Below are 15,325 nucleotides of genomic sequence, written 5' to 3' on the forward strand. Positions count from 1 at the left end.
GTTAGAAGTATCGTGGCGTGATTACGCCATATTTTCTGTATTTAAATCGATAATTGAGCAGCATTTCATGAGACCCCAGCTCCACTGACCTGATTGGACTAGTGGTGATGGCATAAGAATACCCGACACTCAGCTGGTCAGTCACCTGCACCTGCACGATGAGATCCAATGCGCTTCCAACTTTGTAAGATAATCCTGCCCAGAGAATTTCGTCGAATAAAAAATTGGCATTTACATCAAGCTCAATAGGTCTTTGGTCTAACATTTTAAACAGCAAGTTGGGCTTAAATTTTATCTGGTTGGTAAGCGTTAGCATATAACCTCCTGTTAGTATGATAGGGAAGTTTTGGTACACAGTTTTTAAGTTGGTGCCCCTGTCAAAAACGTTGTTGACAAGGTGTGGCATTGAGAGGCCTATATAATACTTCTCATCTGTAAAAAATGCTCCTAGGCCAAAATTGGGGCGCATTTGTCTGATGTCTTCTTGAAATACCGGATCAGATGATTGGAACTGATTTAGCTGGCTGTAATTGGCTCGGTAGGAAATTAGCCCAGCCTGGGCGCCCATAGACAGGTATTTTCTGTCGCCGAACTTTATCCTGTAAGCGTAAGCAAGGTGTGCGCCCGTTTGACTGATTACGCCAAATTTGTCGTGAATAAAAAGAGCCCCCAAGGCGACATTTTTGTTAAACAGTGGGGCGTGCCCTGAAAAGGTCTGGGTATTGGGGGCGCCTTCCAGTCCAACATTTTGAAACCGGGAAATAACCGTGGCGCTAAGCACTTCATGGCTGCCTGCATAAGCAGGGTTAATGGCCAATCCATTGAACATATATTGTGCATAGGAGGCCGCCTGCTGCGCTTGCAGTGATCCAAATGACCACAGCAGGGAACCGAGTATATAGATGACTTTTCTCAATCAATTATTCTTCAGAACTACAAATCCACTGTAAGTTTTACCGGATTGGCCAAGGGAGATCACGTAGAAATAGGTGCCGTCGGCGAGCTTGCCACCTCCAAGCCCTTTGTTCGATTGTCCCGTCCAGACCCGTTCGTTATTGTCGTAACTGGTTGTTTCGAAAACTATGTTGTTGAATCGGTCGAATATCCTGACCTGATTGTTGATGTAGAAATCAATCCCCTCAATCCGCCAATAGTCGTTAATACCGTCTCCGTTGGGAGAAACAGCTTCATACACAGTGAACGGGAGATCTTCAACGATAAACACTGCTACACCCTGGCTAAAGTTGTTTGGCTCGGCCGTATCACTGATTTGATAAACAAGCGAATCAATACCCATAAATGTTGAGTTTGATCGATATGATACTGAACCATCCTGGAACATAGTCAGGCTTCCGTTGCCCGGCTCTACTACAGGAGTTGTGCTCAGGAGAATATCATCACCCTCTACGTCAATATCGTTCTCCAGAATGTTGATAGAGAAGTCTTGATTTCGCAGTACCCTTAGCGTGTCTCTGTTGGCCAGGGGGACGTCGTTTACTGGCGCAATTGTTATTTCAATGACTAGCTTTGTGCACAGAACCGGGTTTCCGTCGTCACACATTTCTACGTCCCAATAGGCTGTGCCATTATAGTCTGCTGAGGGCAAGTAGTCAAAACAGAACAGAGCAGCGCCAGACCTGGTCAGCGCACCACCGCCGCTGATGTTGTCGAGCCGATTGAGGGAAATCTGATCACCGTCCGGATCCACAGCCTCGAAACAAAAGTTGACTGCTGTGTCCTCTAATGTGGACACCCTTAACGTGTCGGCAGGAGCGCCATTAACCAAACCCACAGGAGGATTGTTAATTTCTATAACATTTATTGTAATCAGCCCAGTGCCACAAATCGAAGCATCGCCAGTGTCACAAATAGTGACTTCCACAACATCTTCGCCGATAAAGTCCTGAGGCGGGGTGTAGTCGAAACAAAGATCATTCGCAACTCTGTTGTTCACTGACCCGATTGAGCTTACCGAACTGCCTGAAGTAAATACATGCGTATTGCCTTCTTCATCAGTTACATCAATGCAAATTGGGGTAGTCACATTTTCTGGCACATCTACTGTTTTGCTTACCACAGTTGGAGGGGTGTTTTCGGGGGTAACGTCGATAATTGCTATAAGGCTGCCACATAAAGAAGGCACCCCGTCATCGCAAATCACGACATCCCATACCGAACGACCGATGAAGTCGGTCACAGGAGAGAAAGTGAAGCAGAAAGCACCGGCGTTATTAGCTACGAGAGAACCCTCGCCCTCTTTGTTGGTGATGCTTTGAAGCACCACATTGTTGCCTTCCGGGTCGACTACTTCAAAGCAGAAGTCCACGGGTATGTTTTTTGGAGTGCTGATGAACAAAGTGTCTGCCGGAACGCCATTGACCAGCTCAACGGGCGGCTCGTTGACATCCACAACGGTGATTTTTACAGGGGCCACCAGGCAAACTGAGTTATCCGATTCGTCGCAGATGGTTACTTCAATTTCGTCTTCACCAATAAAGCCCTCAGGCGGCGTATAGTCGAAGCACAAGTCATCCAATGCCCCATTAGCAATAGTTCCGATAGCGCCGGTGGAGGTTGCACCAGTCAGGTAATTTGTATTTCCTTCCACATCGGTTACCTCAATGCATATTTGAGTGGTCACTTTCTCGTTAACCTCAAATTCCTGGGTTACAAGCACAGCCGGGTCGTTGACCGGTGTTACCTCTATAATTGCCTGAAGTGTGCCACAAAGCGATGGAGACGCATCGTCGCAAATTTCGATGTCCCATGTTGAGGTGCCGGAAAAATTGGCGGCTGGTGAAAATGTGAAGCAGAAACCCTCACCCTCGGCTGCCACCAGTGTGCCTCCTCCTGAAGTATTTGACACGGATTGTACAGAAATGTTATCACCTTCAGGGTCGGTAGCGTCGAAGCACAGCAGCAAAGGTACATCTTCCGGGGTTGTCAGGTTTAGTGTCTCCACAGGCAAGGAATTGACCTCCGGTACAGGAGGTTCATTGACATCAACCACAATTACTGTAATGTAAGCCGTTGTACAAACCGAATTATCGAGTATGTCGCACACTATTACCTCTACCTCGTCTTCTCCAATGAAATCGGTGGGTGGAGTATAATCGAAACACAAGCTTTGTGCCGTCCCAAGGTCGATTGTGCCGATGCTTCCCACCGACAACCCACTGGTCACATAGTGATCGTCACCTTCCGGGTCATCAACCTCTACGCAAATAGAGGAGGTTGTTTTTTCCGGCACTTCTACGGTAAGGTCAGTACTGCCATTGATCAAGATCTCCGGTGGATAATTGAATGGATCCACAGTGACAATGACTTTGATCTCACCACACTTTGGAGTGACTGGATCGCTATCGTCACAGATTGTCAAAGTCCATTCTGATTGACCAACAAAGCCGGTTTCGGGGGTGAACCTGAAGCAAAATGTCCTGTTTGCTGAAGGCGACCCTGAAAAGCCAGAGAGGTATTCAACCGTTGAAGCGTCAGTTGTGAGCTGGGAAGCACTGGCAAACGAAATGATATCACCAGCATCGGGATCTTTGGCAGTGAAGCAAAAGTCCACATATTGATTTTTGTTTGTTGTAACGCTAAGGTCTTCTCCAGCGACTCCATCATCACCGAGGATGACGGGCTCTTCAGGCACATCTAACACGTTGATGGTGACAATGCCTTCGTCAAACAAAGTTGCATCCCCCGAATCGCTCACTTTCACAGTTACCTCATCATTGCCAAGGAAGCCGCTGTTTGGGGTATAATCAAAAGAAAAATTGCCTGTAATAGTGCTTGTGGCATTGGCGGAAGTGGCGGAAGTGAAAGTGAGAGGATCAGACTCCAGGTCGGTTACGTTGAATGAAATACTCGTGGTTTCCTTTTCATTTACATCTACACTTTTCTCCACAACCACCGGCGGGTCGTTGACAGGATTGATCGTAATGTGAATTGTAATATCAATGCATTGACCATCAATACCCGGGGTCGGCTGGTCACATACATTTACTGTAAATTGATCGGTACCACTTACATCGTCATTTGGGGTGTAAATCAGGCAAAGGGAATTTGATGGGTGATTAGTCACTACGCCCAGGCCATCGACAGGAAGAGTATTAGAATTGATTACAACTAAATCGGACTCAGGATCCTGTATGTCCAGGCAAATCTCTATCGCTGAGTCTTCGTCAAATTCAAAAAAAAGCTCAGTTACAAAGTTGCCGTCTTCGTCCAAAACTACCGGCGGGTTGTTGTACCCATCGAAATTGATGTAGCTGTTCGAATAGGTATTGCTCCATGCAAGGCCGTCGAAGACCCTGAAGGATAGCTGTCGGGCGACTTGGGTTACTACAGGAGCTGTGTTGACGTAGACAACCTCCCGGAGTGCGGTTTGATAGGCTGTTATTGAGGTGGTCCCCTCAATTGTCAAAATTCCGCCGGAGAAACTGGTTGCGTTGATGATGCCATTGATGTCGGTGAACTGGAGCTCTTCGAAAGCGCCGTCCAATACGTTAATGATCCTTATTTCTGCTTTCTCAAACGTGGTATTGTCAACATCAGAAACTGTGACGGATTGATTTGCCTGGATAGTCCCACCCCCGGATGGATAGGTGACGGTATTTGGATTGTTGCCTCCTGTGACCGGGGCATCATTTACCGGCACCAGTGCAATGTTAACTTGAACTGTGTTGCTCACACCACCAGGATAACCATCGTCGATCACGAATTGAATGGTTCTTGTAGCCGAGGAAGGATTTTGACTACCGTTAAAGTATTTAATGCTTCGTAAGGCTGCCGCATAATTCTCAAGCGTTACCTTTTCGGATGAGGTAAGCGTTAAAACACCGCTGCCCCCATCGAAAACCCCGGTAATTTCGGGGAGGTTTGTAAACTGAAGAACATCTTCTCCACTCACGTAATTACCGCTGATAGTTACCTGAGCGTCAACCATGACGGTGGTTCCGACGGGGTAGTCGGCTTCAGGAGGATACGATACCGCTATGGCCGGATCGATGATAAGGGCTGCATCTCCTTCTGTGAAACTGGCATCAGTGAGGCTGGCCGTCAAAACAGGAGGGTAGTTGGGTACAACCACCACTTCTACCAACACTACTTCATTGTCAGGATCGGTGTTGTTGGTATTGGAGCCACAAGTGCCTGGCAGCTGGGCGACGGCAGAAAGTAGCATCCCCCCCACCAACGGATCGTCAAATGTGATAGACCATAGTCCTTCGGCATCAGCAATGGCAGTCTTGGTGTCAAGAGGAGTGCTGGCAGAAGCATCCTGATAGAGCTTGATGGTTACTGTGGCGGTTGGCTCGGCGGTGCCTGTGATAAAGTCATCTCCTTCCCTGATTGGGGTATCAAAAGCAGGCTTTTCCGTTACTCCTTCCAAAAAGCCTCCTCCACCTTCGGAAAGATTGCCAAGGTTGGTAGGGCATTGGTTCTCTGACAATGCTGTCATGGCATCAAATAGCGACGCATAGTCTTCGTCATTCACTCCGCCGATATCCGAAATGTTGCCACTCATGGCGCAGGTAGCGTTGTTGTTTGTTAGAGCAATAAACCTGATTTCTGTGGCAGTGGTAATGCCAAACTGAGTAGTCAGGTCAGCGAAAGGGACGTAAAAATCGTAGAAATAAGAATATTGATTGCAGCTAACAATATCGCCGATGGCCCTTTGGTGATAGGTGCCTATTGGGTAAGACAACACAGCCGAGCAATTGTTGTTTCCTCCATCAATATCGTATACCCTCACGCCATGGGAGACTGCGGAAGGCCCCCTTATTAAGGTAATGTCAATTTCAAAGCCAGGGTTTCTTGATCCCTCCACATAATCAGGATCGGAGGGGCCGAGTAGCCCGTCTGTATCGATCAGCACGGAATAACCCGGAACATTTTGCTTATTGTTTGCTACCCTAAACCGAAAAATAAGGTTGCCGTCCTTGAGAATTGCGTACGCCGAGTAGCCATGTGAATCTGGAGTCAAATCGGTGTTGCTACATGAAGGGCCCGCCGCATCACCAATCACGTCACCATCTCCAACTTTGGGCAAACCAAACATGGCAAACTCAAACTGATCAGGCGTGTACCCGGCATTAACATCGAAGCCAGCAGTAGTGCCGGAGACATAGCCATCACCGTTTGGGTCGAACACAGCATCGTTTCCGTGCAGTTCGATTTGGCCAAACTGAGCATGTGCAATCAGGCATTCTACCAGGAATGCCAAGGTCAATAGTATCTTATAGCGGAACATTCAGTTATTATTTTACACCTGACCACGATGCCACTGTTCCGAATTCTTCCTGTGCAGAAATTTGCTCATGCGTTAACAAGTTGAAGCTTTTTGTTGCAGCTTCTTCTTGTAACTTGTCAGAAAAGAATCAGAGGGTTAGTGACTGTGAGATTTTGGTGAACAAAAACGAATAAATATTCCAGCCAGTCCGTTTATAAAAATTACCAGTTGTACTCGCCAACTAATTAGATTTTCTTAAAGATCAATCGCCCTAGTTGGTGTACGTACAGTGAAAGGTAGATAATATTAATCAAATCGGCAAGTCACGGGCCGTAGTCAACTTTTATACCTTGAGCATAAAAAAAAGTCCCACATGGAGTGGGACTTTTTTTTATGAGTAGTGACAATGACTAATAACTATTTGGAGGTTAATGTTATGCCTGCCACTGCACCTGTTACTTCCTCTCCGTCGTTTGGCTTGCTCACAATAAACAGCGTATGAAGTTTTCCGTCTGTCACCGGTTCGAAGTTGATGGTGAACATGCTGGCGTTCATTCCAGCAGCAGATGACGTTCCTGATGTCGACGATGCTTCGCCAATTTTTTTGCCATCAACCGCATCAAGATGTACTTCGAACGTATAGCCTTTGGCCATCGGCTGCTGGCTGCCAGTCATGAAATCAGCCCCACTAACGTCGGTCAAATCAATGTTACTAAGGCTGAAAGATCCGGTTGCGTTTGGCAAAAGCAGAAGGTTCATGCCGCTGAATGACATTGTAGTGTAGCCATCGAGGTTGCTCGCCTTTGTCAAATCCAACTTGCTGCTCTTCAGTCTCAAAGTGGATGAACCAACCAGAGGTTTGATATTGGCACCACCCTTGTCAGTATAGCTAGCCCTAATGATCAGTGAACCATTGTCCATTGGTTTTTTGTCCAGTGTGGGTTTCAGCGATCCACTTGCAGCAAGCGACTTGCCAGCCTCGGTATCATCAGCCAATGAAAGCACCCAGCTAATAATTGTTTTTGCATCACTTTCCTTAAGGCCGGGGTGGGCTGCCATTGCCACATCACCCCATACGCCAGTTCCTCCGGCGATCACCTTTTGGGCTAGCATATTAAGTGCGTCAGGATTGCCTTTGTATTTTTTGGCTACATCGATGTATGCGGGTCCAATCGATTTTTCAACCTCTTTGTGACAAGCCTTACAATCCAGAGAGTTCATCATATTCTTTCCGATCATGTTCTCGGAAATTACCTGATGGCCCTGCGTAGCTTCTGCCTGGTCAGTGCTTTCAATGTAGTCGGCTGACACAAACAGGCTTGCCATATCTGGTTCTGACGAATCGTCGCTGTCACTTACTGTTACGGCATACTCCACATTTTTTCCTGGGAAATAGAATGACTTGTTGCCTTTTACACTAATTGTTACATCAGGCGCAGCATTGCCAGCATAAACTGAGATCGAACTGCTTTTAGCGGTCAATTTAGCCGGATCACTTGCTTCTACTGTAATGGTATAGTCGCCAATTTTTGAGTAGGTATAGGTAACTTCAGGAACGGTTGTCTGCTGCGTTTCTCCGTTGCCAAAATCCCATGTGTAGGTAAGCTTGTCTCTTTCAGGGTCGCTGGCCTTTGCAGTGACTGTCACTTCCAGTGGCAGTGTGCCGGAGCTTTTATCAACAGCTATTTGCTCTACCGAGGGCGCTCTGTTGCCGCCATTAAAGTCAACCCTTGAAAGTGCAGCATCGTCATTTTTAGCGAACCAGCCATTTCCATACTCAAGCAAATAGAACTTTCCGTCAGGGCCCACTTCCATATCAATCAATGAGTTGAATTTGGTATGCTCCATGAAGGGCTCCATTTTCTCATAGTCGCCATTAGGGTACATGGTCACAGCCTTGATCCAACCACGGATCCAGTCGTAGATGAAAAGTTTGCCGTTGTAGTAATCAGGGTATCTCGTAGCGGCAGGGAACATGTCAGTATAATAGACGGGCCCAGCCATTGCGTTTCTTCCACCGGTGGCCACCTGCGGGAATTCTTTGGAGGCAGCATATGGATACCAGATAAATGCTGGCGCTACAGCAGGAAGCTCTTTGATACCAGTGTTGTTTCTTGAATCATTTACCGGATGTTCAGCATCGAACAGCTCTCCGGACTCTCCGGTGGCGTAGTTGTACTGACGGTAAGGATAGTTCTTGCCTACAAACATGGGCCAGCCGAAGTTCCCGGCCTTGCGTGCCTGGTTTAGCTCGTCGTAACCACGTGTGCCCCGCACTTCCATGCTGTCGTTGGCAGCGTCCGGCCCTACTTCACCCCAATACAGGAAGCCAGTTTTCTGATCAATTGAAATCCTATAGGGGTTGCGGTTTCCTTGCACGTAAATTTCCGGCCGGGTACCTTCAGTGCCCACAGGGTACAAGTTGCCTTCAGGTATTTCATAAGAGCCATCTTCCTTCACTCGAATACGCATGATTTTTCCACGCAGGTCATTGGCATTGCCTGAGCTTCTCCTTGCGTCATACTGCTCATGCCCTGGTCGGTCGTCGAGTGGGCCAAAGCCATTGTTTACATATTTACCGCCTGGTTCATTAAATGGTGTAGAGTTGTCACCAGCCGAAACATAAAGAAGGCCATCTTTATCAAAGGCAATTGAGCCGCCGGTGTGGCAGCAAATTCCTCTTTGAGAGTAGAACTGCAAGACTACTTTTTCAGAAGCCACGTCAATTTTATCGTCGACAAATTTGAAACGAGACAGCCTGTTGACCGAAGTGTCCTTCGGACTGTAGAAAATGAACACATTATTGTTTGTAGCAAAGTTGGGATCTTTCTGAATGCCCAACACGCCTTCTTCAGCATTCACTCCCTTCACGCCACTCTGATGGTAAACGTCAAGCTTGGCAGCTTCACTAATTTCTCCAGTGCCGTTTTTGTAAAGCAGGATTTCACCCCTTCTCTGAGCAATAAGAATGTCAAAGTTGGGCAGGATTGTCATTTCAGTCGGCTCGTAAAATACTCCTTCGGCGAGCATTGTTTTTGTGAATCTATTTTCCTCGGGGGCTCTCAGACTGGTTGCCTTTGAATAGTCAAGTTCGCTGTTGTCGCCAATGGCATACTGAATCCCTGCCAGAATATGCTTGAGGTAAAGTTCTTCTGTGTAGGACTCATCTGTATGGCCCAGGGCTGTGTAGTAGGCACGGCCTCCGTCGTAGTCGTGGTACCAGGCCATTGGGTGATTGCCTATTTTGGCCCCGCCTTCGTAGCTATCCTCGTCGATGGTCATTAGCACGTTAGTGTTAGGATTGAGGTTTTTATAGCTATAGAACTCGTCGGTTTTTGTCCACTTTTCAGGCAAGAAGCTCGTACTTGGGTGTGACTTGTCGACGATGTTGAGTACACCCTCCTGCACATTTGGGCTTTTGTCGTTGATGCCGGGGTGATCGAGGAAGTAACCGCCCACCAGCTTGCCGTACCAGGGCCAATCGTATTCGGTATCAGCGGCGGCATGAATGCCCATGTAGCCTCCACCTGCCTGGATGTATCTTTCGAAGTCAGCCTGCTGGTAGTGATTGAGCACGTCGCCAGTGGTGCTGAGGAAAACAACTGCTGAGTAGTTCTTCAGCGAGTCCTCGTTGAAGTAATCTGCATTGGTGGTGGTGTCCACCTCAAAACCATTTTCAACCCCCAGCTTTTGGATAGCTGCAATGCCAAAAGGGATAGAAGTGTGGTGCCAACCGGCGGTTTTACTGAAGACTAAAACTTTAGCAGGCCCTGATTTTTTTGAGCAAGAAAGGAAAGTCAGCGTTAAAAAAGCCACCAGGAAAAGGCTTTTTATGATAGACAAAGGGTGTTTCATCGAACGTAATTTTTATGGGTATGAGACGATTGAACTAAGCTTAATATGTTTCATTAACACAATAAACCGAAATTATGTATAAAAACTTCCCAAGATAAAAGATAGGATCGTAAAAGTGGCGTTTTTGCATTCCGCAAAACGGTTTTTTTACAAATGGTGACATTTTCTGGACGACTAATTGAGTTTCGACGATATTACATTTTGTCTGGCAGAAATGTTTTTAGTGCATTAAAAGTAAATAGTTGCCGCCCGCCCGTCAGGATAGTGCAGGATGCTTGCAAATTCTCTATCTTCTAGCTTCAAAGATTTAGAACACACCTACCTACATTATGACGAATCAATCAAAAGAAGCTATAGTTTCTGAGGAATACGAAAGGGAGCCCGTGCCAGCGTCGGCACAGAAGGGATGGACAAGTTTCCTTGGGATGTATGCGGGGGAGCATGCCGCAGGCACAGAGTTTGTCATCGGGCCCTTGTTTCTTACAGCGGGGGTCAGCGCTTTTGATTTGCTCATTGGCTTACTACTTGGCAACTTCATGGCGGTGTTGAGCTGGCGATACCTTACTGCTGAGCTGGCAGTGAAGTACCGCACCACGCTTTATTTTCACCTGGAAAAAATAAGTGGAAGAAAATTGGTCATTGTCTACAATCTGGCCAATGGCATCTTGTTCTGCTTCCTGGCCGGTTCAATGATTACGGTGTCCGCTACTGCCGTCGGTATTCCTTTCGATATGGACATGCCTAAGCTTACTGACACGACGCCGAACGGAATTACCTGGGTATTGATCGTGGTGGGGTTAGGGATCGTTATTTCATTGATTGCTGCCAAGGGCTACAACACGGTTTCCAAAGCGGCTAACTGGATGTCGCCGGTGATTGTGCTCGGTTTTGTAGCAGCTGGCATTGTAGCTGCCAATCAGCTTGGTGTGAGTTCTTTTTCCGACTTCTGGAATATTTGGGGAGAAGGCACTGAGCCGTTTCCCGGCCAAATCAAGTATACGTTCTGGCATGTAGCCATCTGGTCGTGGTTTTGTAACGCTGCTGTGCACATTGGCATGTCAGATCTGACGGTCTTTAGATTTGCGAAAAAGGCAAGTTCAGGCTGGACTACTGCGGCAGGAATGTATGTTGGTCACTATATGGCGTGGATTGCGGCTTGCTTGCTTTATGCGGTGTATTTGAGAGCGCCTGAAACACAGGCCATTTTGGCTAGTGGCGAGGCGCCGTCGGTAGCGCCCGGGCCCTTGGCCTACAATGCACTTGGGATTTTTGGCGTCATCGTGGTCATTCTTGCAGGCTGGACGACAGCTAACCCCACCATCTACAGAGCCGGGCTGGCATTCCAGGCAATCATGCCGAAGGTGTCAACCTTCTGGGTGACTATCCTGGCAGGCGCACTGGCAACAATTGCCGGTCTGTTTCCGGCGTTTGCCATGAAGCTGCTGGACTTTGTGGCAGTTTACGGGTTTATACTGGCGCCGGTGGGAGCTATCATCGTGTTTGAACACTTCTTTGCTAAAAATTGGGGCATACAAACATTCTATGCTGAGAAATCGGGTATTGGGTTCAACATTGCAGTATTTGTTGCATGGGTATTTAGTGTCGGCTTGTTCTATTTTATATCTGTTCAAAAAGGAGTGTTTCTTAGCTTCTTGACACTTCCTGCATGGTTGCTTTGTGGTTTTCTTTACTTGTTCATAAGTAAGCTAACACAGAAGAAAGGCTTGTGATTTGAGGGGCGGCTTGCGTAGTACGGTGGGAAAGGGTATTTTGAGATTTTGTTGTTAACAAAACACATACCCTATACCTACACATGCTTACACTACTGATTATTCTGGTGGCGCTGGCTTTCATACTGATTGCCATCACAAAGTTTGACATCCACCCCTTTCTTGCACTTTTTGTTGGTGCCATTGGCTACGGTCTACTTTCTGGTATGTCGCCCGACCTCATCCTGAAATCCATCACCGATGGTTTTGGAGGAGTGCTGGGTAGCATCGGTCTGCTGATCCTGTTGGGTGTAATGATAGGCACCTTTCTGGAAAAAACGGGAGGGGCCCTGGTGATTGCTCAAAAAATACTTTCGTGGATTGGAGAAAAGTCAGTCATGCTGGCCATGATGATTTGTGGTTATATCCTGTCGATACCGGTTTTTGGCGATAGTACCTTCATCATGATGAACCCGATAAGTAAGTCGCTCTCCTTCAAAGGGAAGGTGCCTTACGCAGCCACAACTGTCGCCCTTACGTTAGGTGCAACTGCCAGCCACTCGTTGGTGCCGCCCACACCTGGGCCAATTGCTACAGCCGGCATTCTAGACGCCGATTTGGGAATGGTCATTTTTTGGGGACTGATTATTAGTATCACCACTTTGATTCCGAGCTACTTCTTTGTGAAGAAATTCGTTATGAAGATTCCATTGGAACCGGTTTTTGCAGCCAGCGAAACCGAGGAGAAAATTGGTAAACACCCGTCGGCTATCAAGTCTTTTCTGCCGATTGTTATTCCACTACTGTTGATTGTGCTTGCTTCAATAGCGAAGTACCCTACCCAACCGTTGGGTGAAGGGGCAGTTATCACAGTTATCTTATTCATTGGAAGCCCTGTGATTGCACTTCTGTTAGGAGCTTTCCTTTCTTTTGCTCTGCCGGAGAAGTTTGATAAGCAGGTGCTGTCTTCTACTGGCTGGATAGGTGAGGCATTGAAAATTGCTGCGCCGGTAATATTGATAACAGGTGCAGGCGGCGTGTTTGGAAAGATGCTTCAAAATTCTGGCATTGCTGACCTGGTAAGCACAGGGTTAAGTGGGGCTAGCTGGGGGATTTTCCTACCGTTCCTTATTGCCTTTTCGTTAAAGACTGCTCAGGGCTCTTCTACTGTGGCCATGATTACAACCGCTTCCATCATTGCGCCGTTATTGGGCACGCTTGGTCTTGATACAGAAACGATGCGGGTGTTTGCAGTGCTTGCAACTGGTGCCGGTGCCATCGCTATCTCTCATGCCAACGACAGCTTCTTCTGGGCAATGACGCAGCTCTCGGGCATGACGATCAAACAAGGTAATCAGTCACATAGCCTGGGCACCTTCATCATGTCCTTCACGGCTATTATGATGATTTATTTAATTACGTTGTTCATCTAAAACTCTTGACCCTCCAAGTGGTTTCAAACCCTTGGAGGGTTAAAATCTAAACTACCTCGCCGTCCATCCACCATCAACAGCAATCAATGAGCCTACCATATAAGTAGCAGCATCGCTGGCGAGGAAAATGGCTGCTCCCTGGATTTCTTTCAACTCGCCCCAGCGTTCAAGTGCTGTGGCACCAATAATGAATTTTTTGCCGTCTTCGGTGCCTGCAATAGGGGCGTTCATTTCTGTGAGGAAAGGCCCTGGGCAAATGGCATTGACGGTAATATTGAACGGAGCAAACTCAAGTGCCAGGGCACGAGTCATTTGTACAATGGCTCCTTTACTTGAAGCATAGGGCGTGCGGTTGGGAACCCCCACCAGGCCAAGTGTACTTGCCATGTTGATGATGCTGCCTCTTTTCGCCTTTTTCATGTAGGGAGTCACCGCTCTGTTGCAAAGCCAGGTGCCGTTTACATTTACCTCCATCACTTTGTTGAAGTCGGCCAGTGAAAGCTCGTCGATGGGGCCACGGATATTGATGCCTGCGCTATTGATCAATATATCGATACGACCGAAAGTGTCCATAGCTGCCTTAGCCATGGCTTCAGTTTGCGCCTGGTTGGTCACGTCGGCAGCAAATGAAATGGCTTTGACACCGTAGGAGCTGCTGATTGTTTTGGCGGCTTCTTCTCCATCTTTTTCGGTACGGTTCACCAGCATGATATTGGCACCGGCCGAGGCCAGGCCTTCAGCCATGGCCAGCCCCAGGCCCTTGGAGCCTCCTGTGATGATAGCGGTTCTGCCTGTAAGATCGAATAGTTTAATACCGGGTAGTTTTTCTGTAGTCATCAGAGATTTGTCAAGTTTTAATAATGATCAAAAAACACTTGCCTCAGGGCCTCTTTCAGGAGGCATTGAGTGAGGATTAATATTTTATGTAATGCGCTTCAAGCGCAAGCCTCATAAGTTCTCGTTGCAAACGAGAACCATGTACCTATCTAATATTCAAATTGCTGGCGCTGTATTTCAGGCAGGCCAGGTTATTTTCTTCTTCAAATGCAAGCCTCTGTTCGGCCGTGAGTCCAGCCACGGTTGGTAAAGGCGTTTTGGAAGTCTTTTCTTTCACCATGCTCAAAGTATTCGCCAGGTACTTGCCTGAAACTCCTTCAAAAACATTCCAGTAGTCGTCAGTCAAGCATGGGATTTCCAACGGGTCTCTGGTGATCATTTCCAGGTTGAACCTGATGTTGGGATTATGCTTTTTGCAAACGTCCACCATTTTCTTCAGATCGCAAATGCCTGTACCGAGCGGCACTTCAGAAAGCAGAAATCCTTTTTCGTATTCCATCACACCCATGTCTTTCACGTGGGTGGAGAATGCGTAAGGTGCCAGTGTTTCTACAACACTCATCGGGTCTTCCATCAGCGCTATGCTATTGCCAAAGTCGACGGTTACACCTACCCATTCGCTTCCAATGGTTTTGATAAAGTCAACCAGCTCCGGAGCCATCCAGTCCTTATGGTTTTCTATGGCCAGTTTCATTTTATGCTTACGAACTATCGGTTCGGCTAACCTTACCCAGGCAAGAGAATTTTTTGCGTATTCGTCAAAGTCACTTTGCGAGTGGAGACTTTCGTACCTCCTTGTGCCCAGGCACACAGTTCTTAAAATACTCACTCCAGCTTCTTTTGAAGCGATCACCTCTTTTTCAAAGTCAGCTACATCCTCTGCTTTCTTGGGCAGTCCAATTGATCCTTCCAGGTAGAGCCCAAGCTTTTCTCTTCTGTCTCTGGCCTTTTTAGCAAAGTCGGATGTCCAACCACGGACCACTGTTTGCACGCCACCGGCTCCTATGCTGGCACAGTGCTCCATGAGCTGAATAGCGTCAGTCATGGGTGGATACTTCTTGCTGTCTGTTTTAGAGTTCCACCGGGATGCGTAGGAATGAACTACGACGCCCATGGGAACATCTTTTAGAAAGTCCGGCATGGCAGGAAAGGGCATGCTTAATGCCAGAGCGCCAACGCCGGCTTTTTGGAGAAATTCCCTTCTGGAGGGCTCTCCAGCAGATTTTTGATCTAGAACTTTTTCATAAGCTTTCATGGTA

Annotated in this window: 7 protein-coding genes; 2 read left to right on the forward strand and 5 right to left on the reverse strand. The window is 47.4% G+C overall.

All coding sequences use genetic code 11. From position 1 onward, the window contains the following. Window position 1 precedes the first annotated feature (1 nt). The 3 genes from GC130_RS17295 to GC130_RS17305 form a co-directional block, all read right to left on the reverse strand. Window positions 2-916 carry a type IX secretion system membrane protein PorP/SprF gene (locus tag GC130_RS17295; RefSeq protein ID WP_151999597.1) on the reverse strand — a complete coding sequence of 305 codons (915 nt, stop codon included), beginning with the start codon at window positions 914-916 and terminating at the stop codon, window positions 2-4. Beyond that, window positions 917-6,253: an Ig-like domain-containing protein gene (locus tag GC130_RS17300; protein ID WP_151999598.1), complete on the reverse strand. Its 5,337-nt coding sequence runs from the start codon at window positions 6,251-6,253 to the stop codon at window positions 917-919. A 396-nt stretch (window positions 6,254-6,649) separates the two neighbouring features. Then, window positions 6,650-10,087, reverse strand: a complete 3,438-nt coding sequence (locus GC130_RS17305; RefSeq protein ID WP_151999599.1) for a ThuA domain-containing protein — start codon at window positions 10,085-10,087, stop codon at window positions 6,650-6,652. 329 nt (window positions 10,088-10,416) lie between these two features. Between GC130_RS17305 and GC130_RS17310 the strand changes: the two genes are divergently transcribed. Together GC130_RS17310 and GC130_RS17315 are read left to right on the forward strand one after the other, a co-directional pair. After that, window positions 10,417-11,817, forward strand: coding sequence for a cytosine permease (locus tag GC130_RS17310; RefSeq protein ID WP_151999600.1), 1,401 nt, complete (start codon window positions 10,417-10,419; stop codon window positions 11,815-11,817). Window positions 11,818-11,900: 83 nt separating this feature from the next. Further along, window positions 11,901-13,229 carry a GntP family permease gene (locus tag GC130_RS17315; RefSeq protein ID WP_151999601.1) on the forward strand — a complete coding sequence of 443 codons (1,329 nt, stop codon included), beginning with the start codon at window positions 11,901-11,903 and terminating at the stop codon, window positions 13,227-13,229. A gap of 51 nt (window positions 13,230-13,280) precedes the next feature. Here GC130_RS17315 and GC130_RS17320 read toward each other — a convergent pair whose 3' ends face one another. Beyond that, entirely contained in the window at window positions 13,281-14,066 is a 786-nt protein-coding gene (locus GC130_RS17320; RefSeq protein WP_151999602.1) for an SDR family NAD(P)-dependent oxidoreductase, read from the reverse strand. 145 nt (window positions 14,067-14,211) lie between these two features. Beyond that, the gene (locus GC130_RS17325) at window positions 14,212-15,321 is read right to left on the reverse strand and encodes a sugar phosphate isomerase/epimerase (protein WP_151999603.1); all 1,110 of its coding nucleotides are present in this window, start codon (window positions 15,319-15,321) and stop codon (window positions 14,212-14,214) included. Between the last annotated feature and the right edge of the window lie 4 nt (window positions 15,322-15,325).

The sequence above is a fragment of the Imperialibacter sp. EC-SDR9 genome (assembly GCF_902498805.1).
Classification (GTDB): domain Bacteria; phylum Bacteroidota; class Bacteroidia; order Cytophagales; family Cyclobacteriaceae; genus Imperialibacter.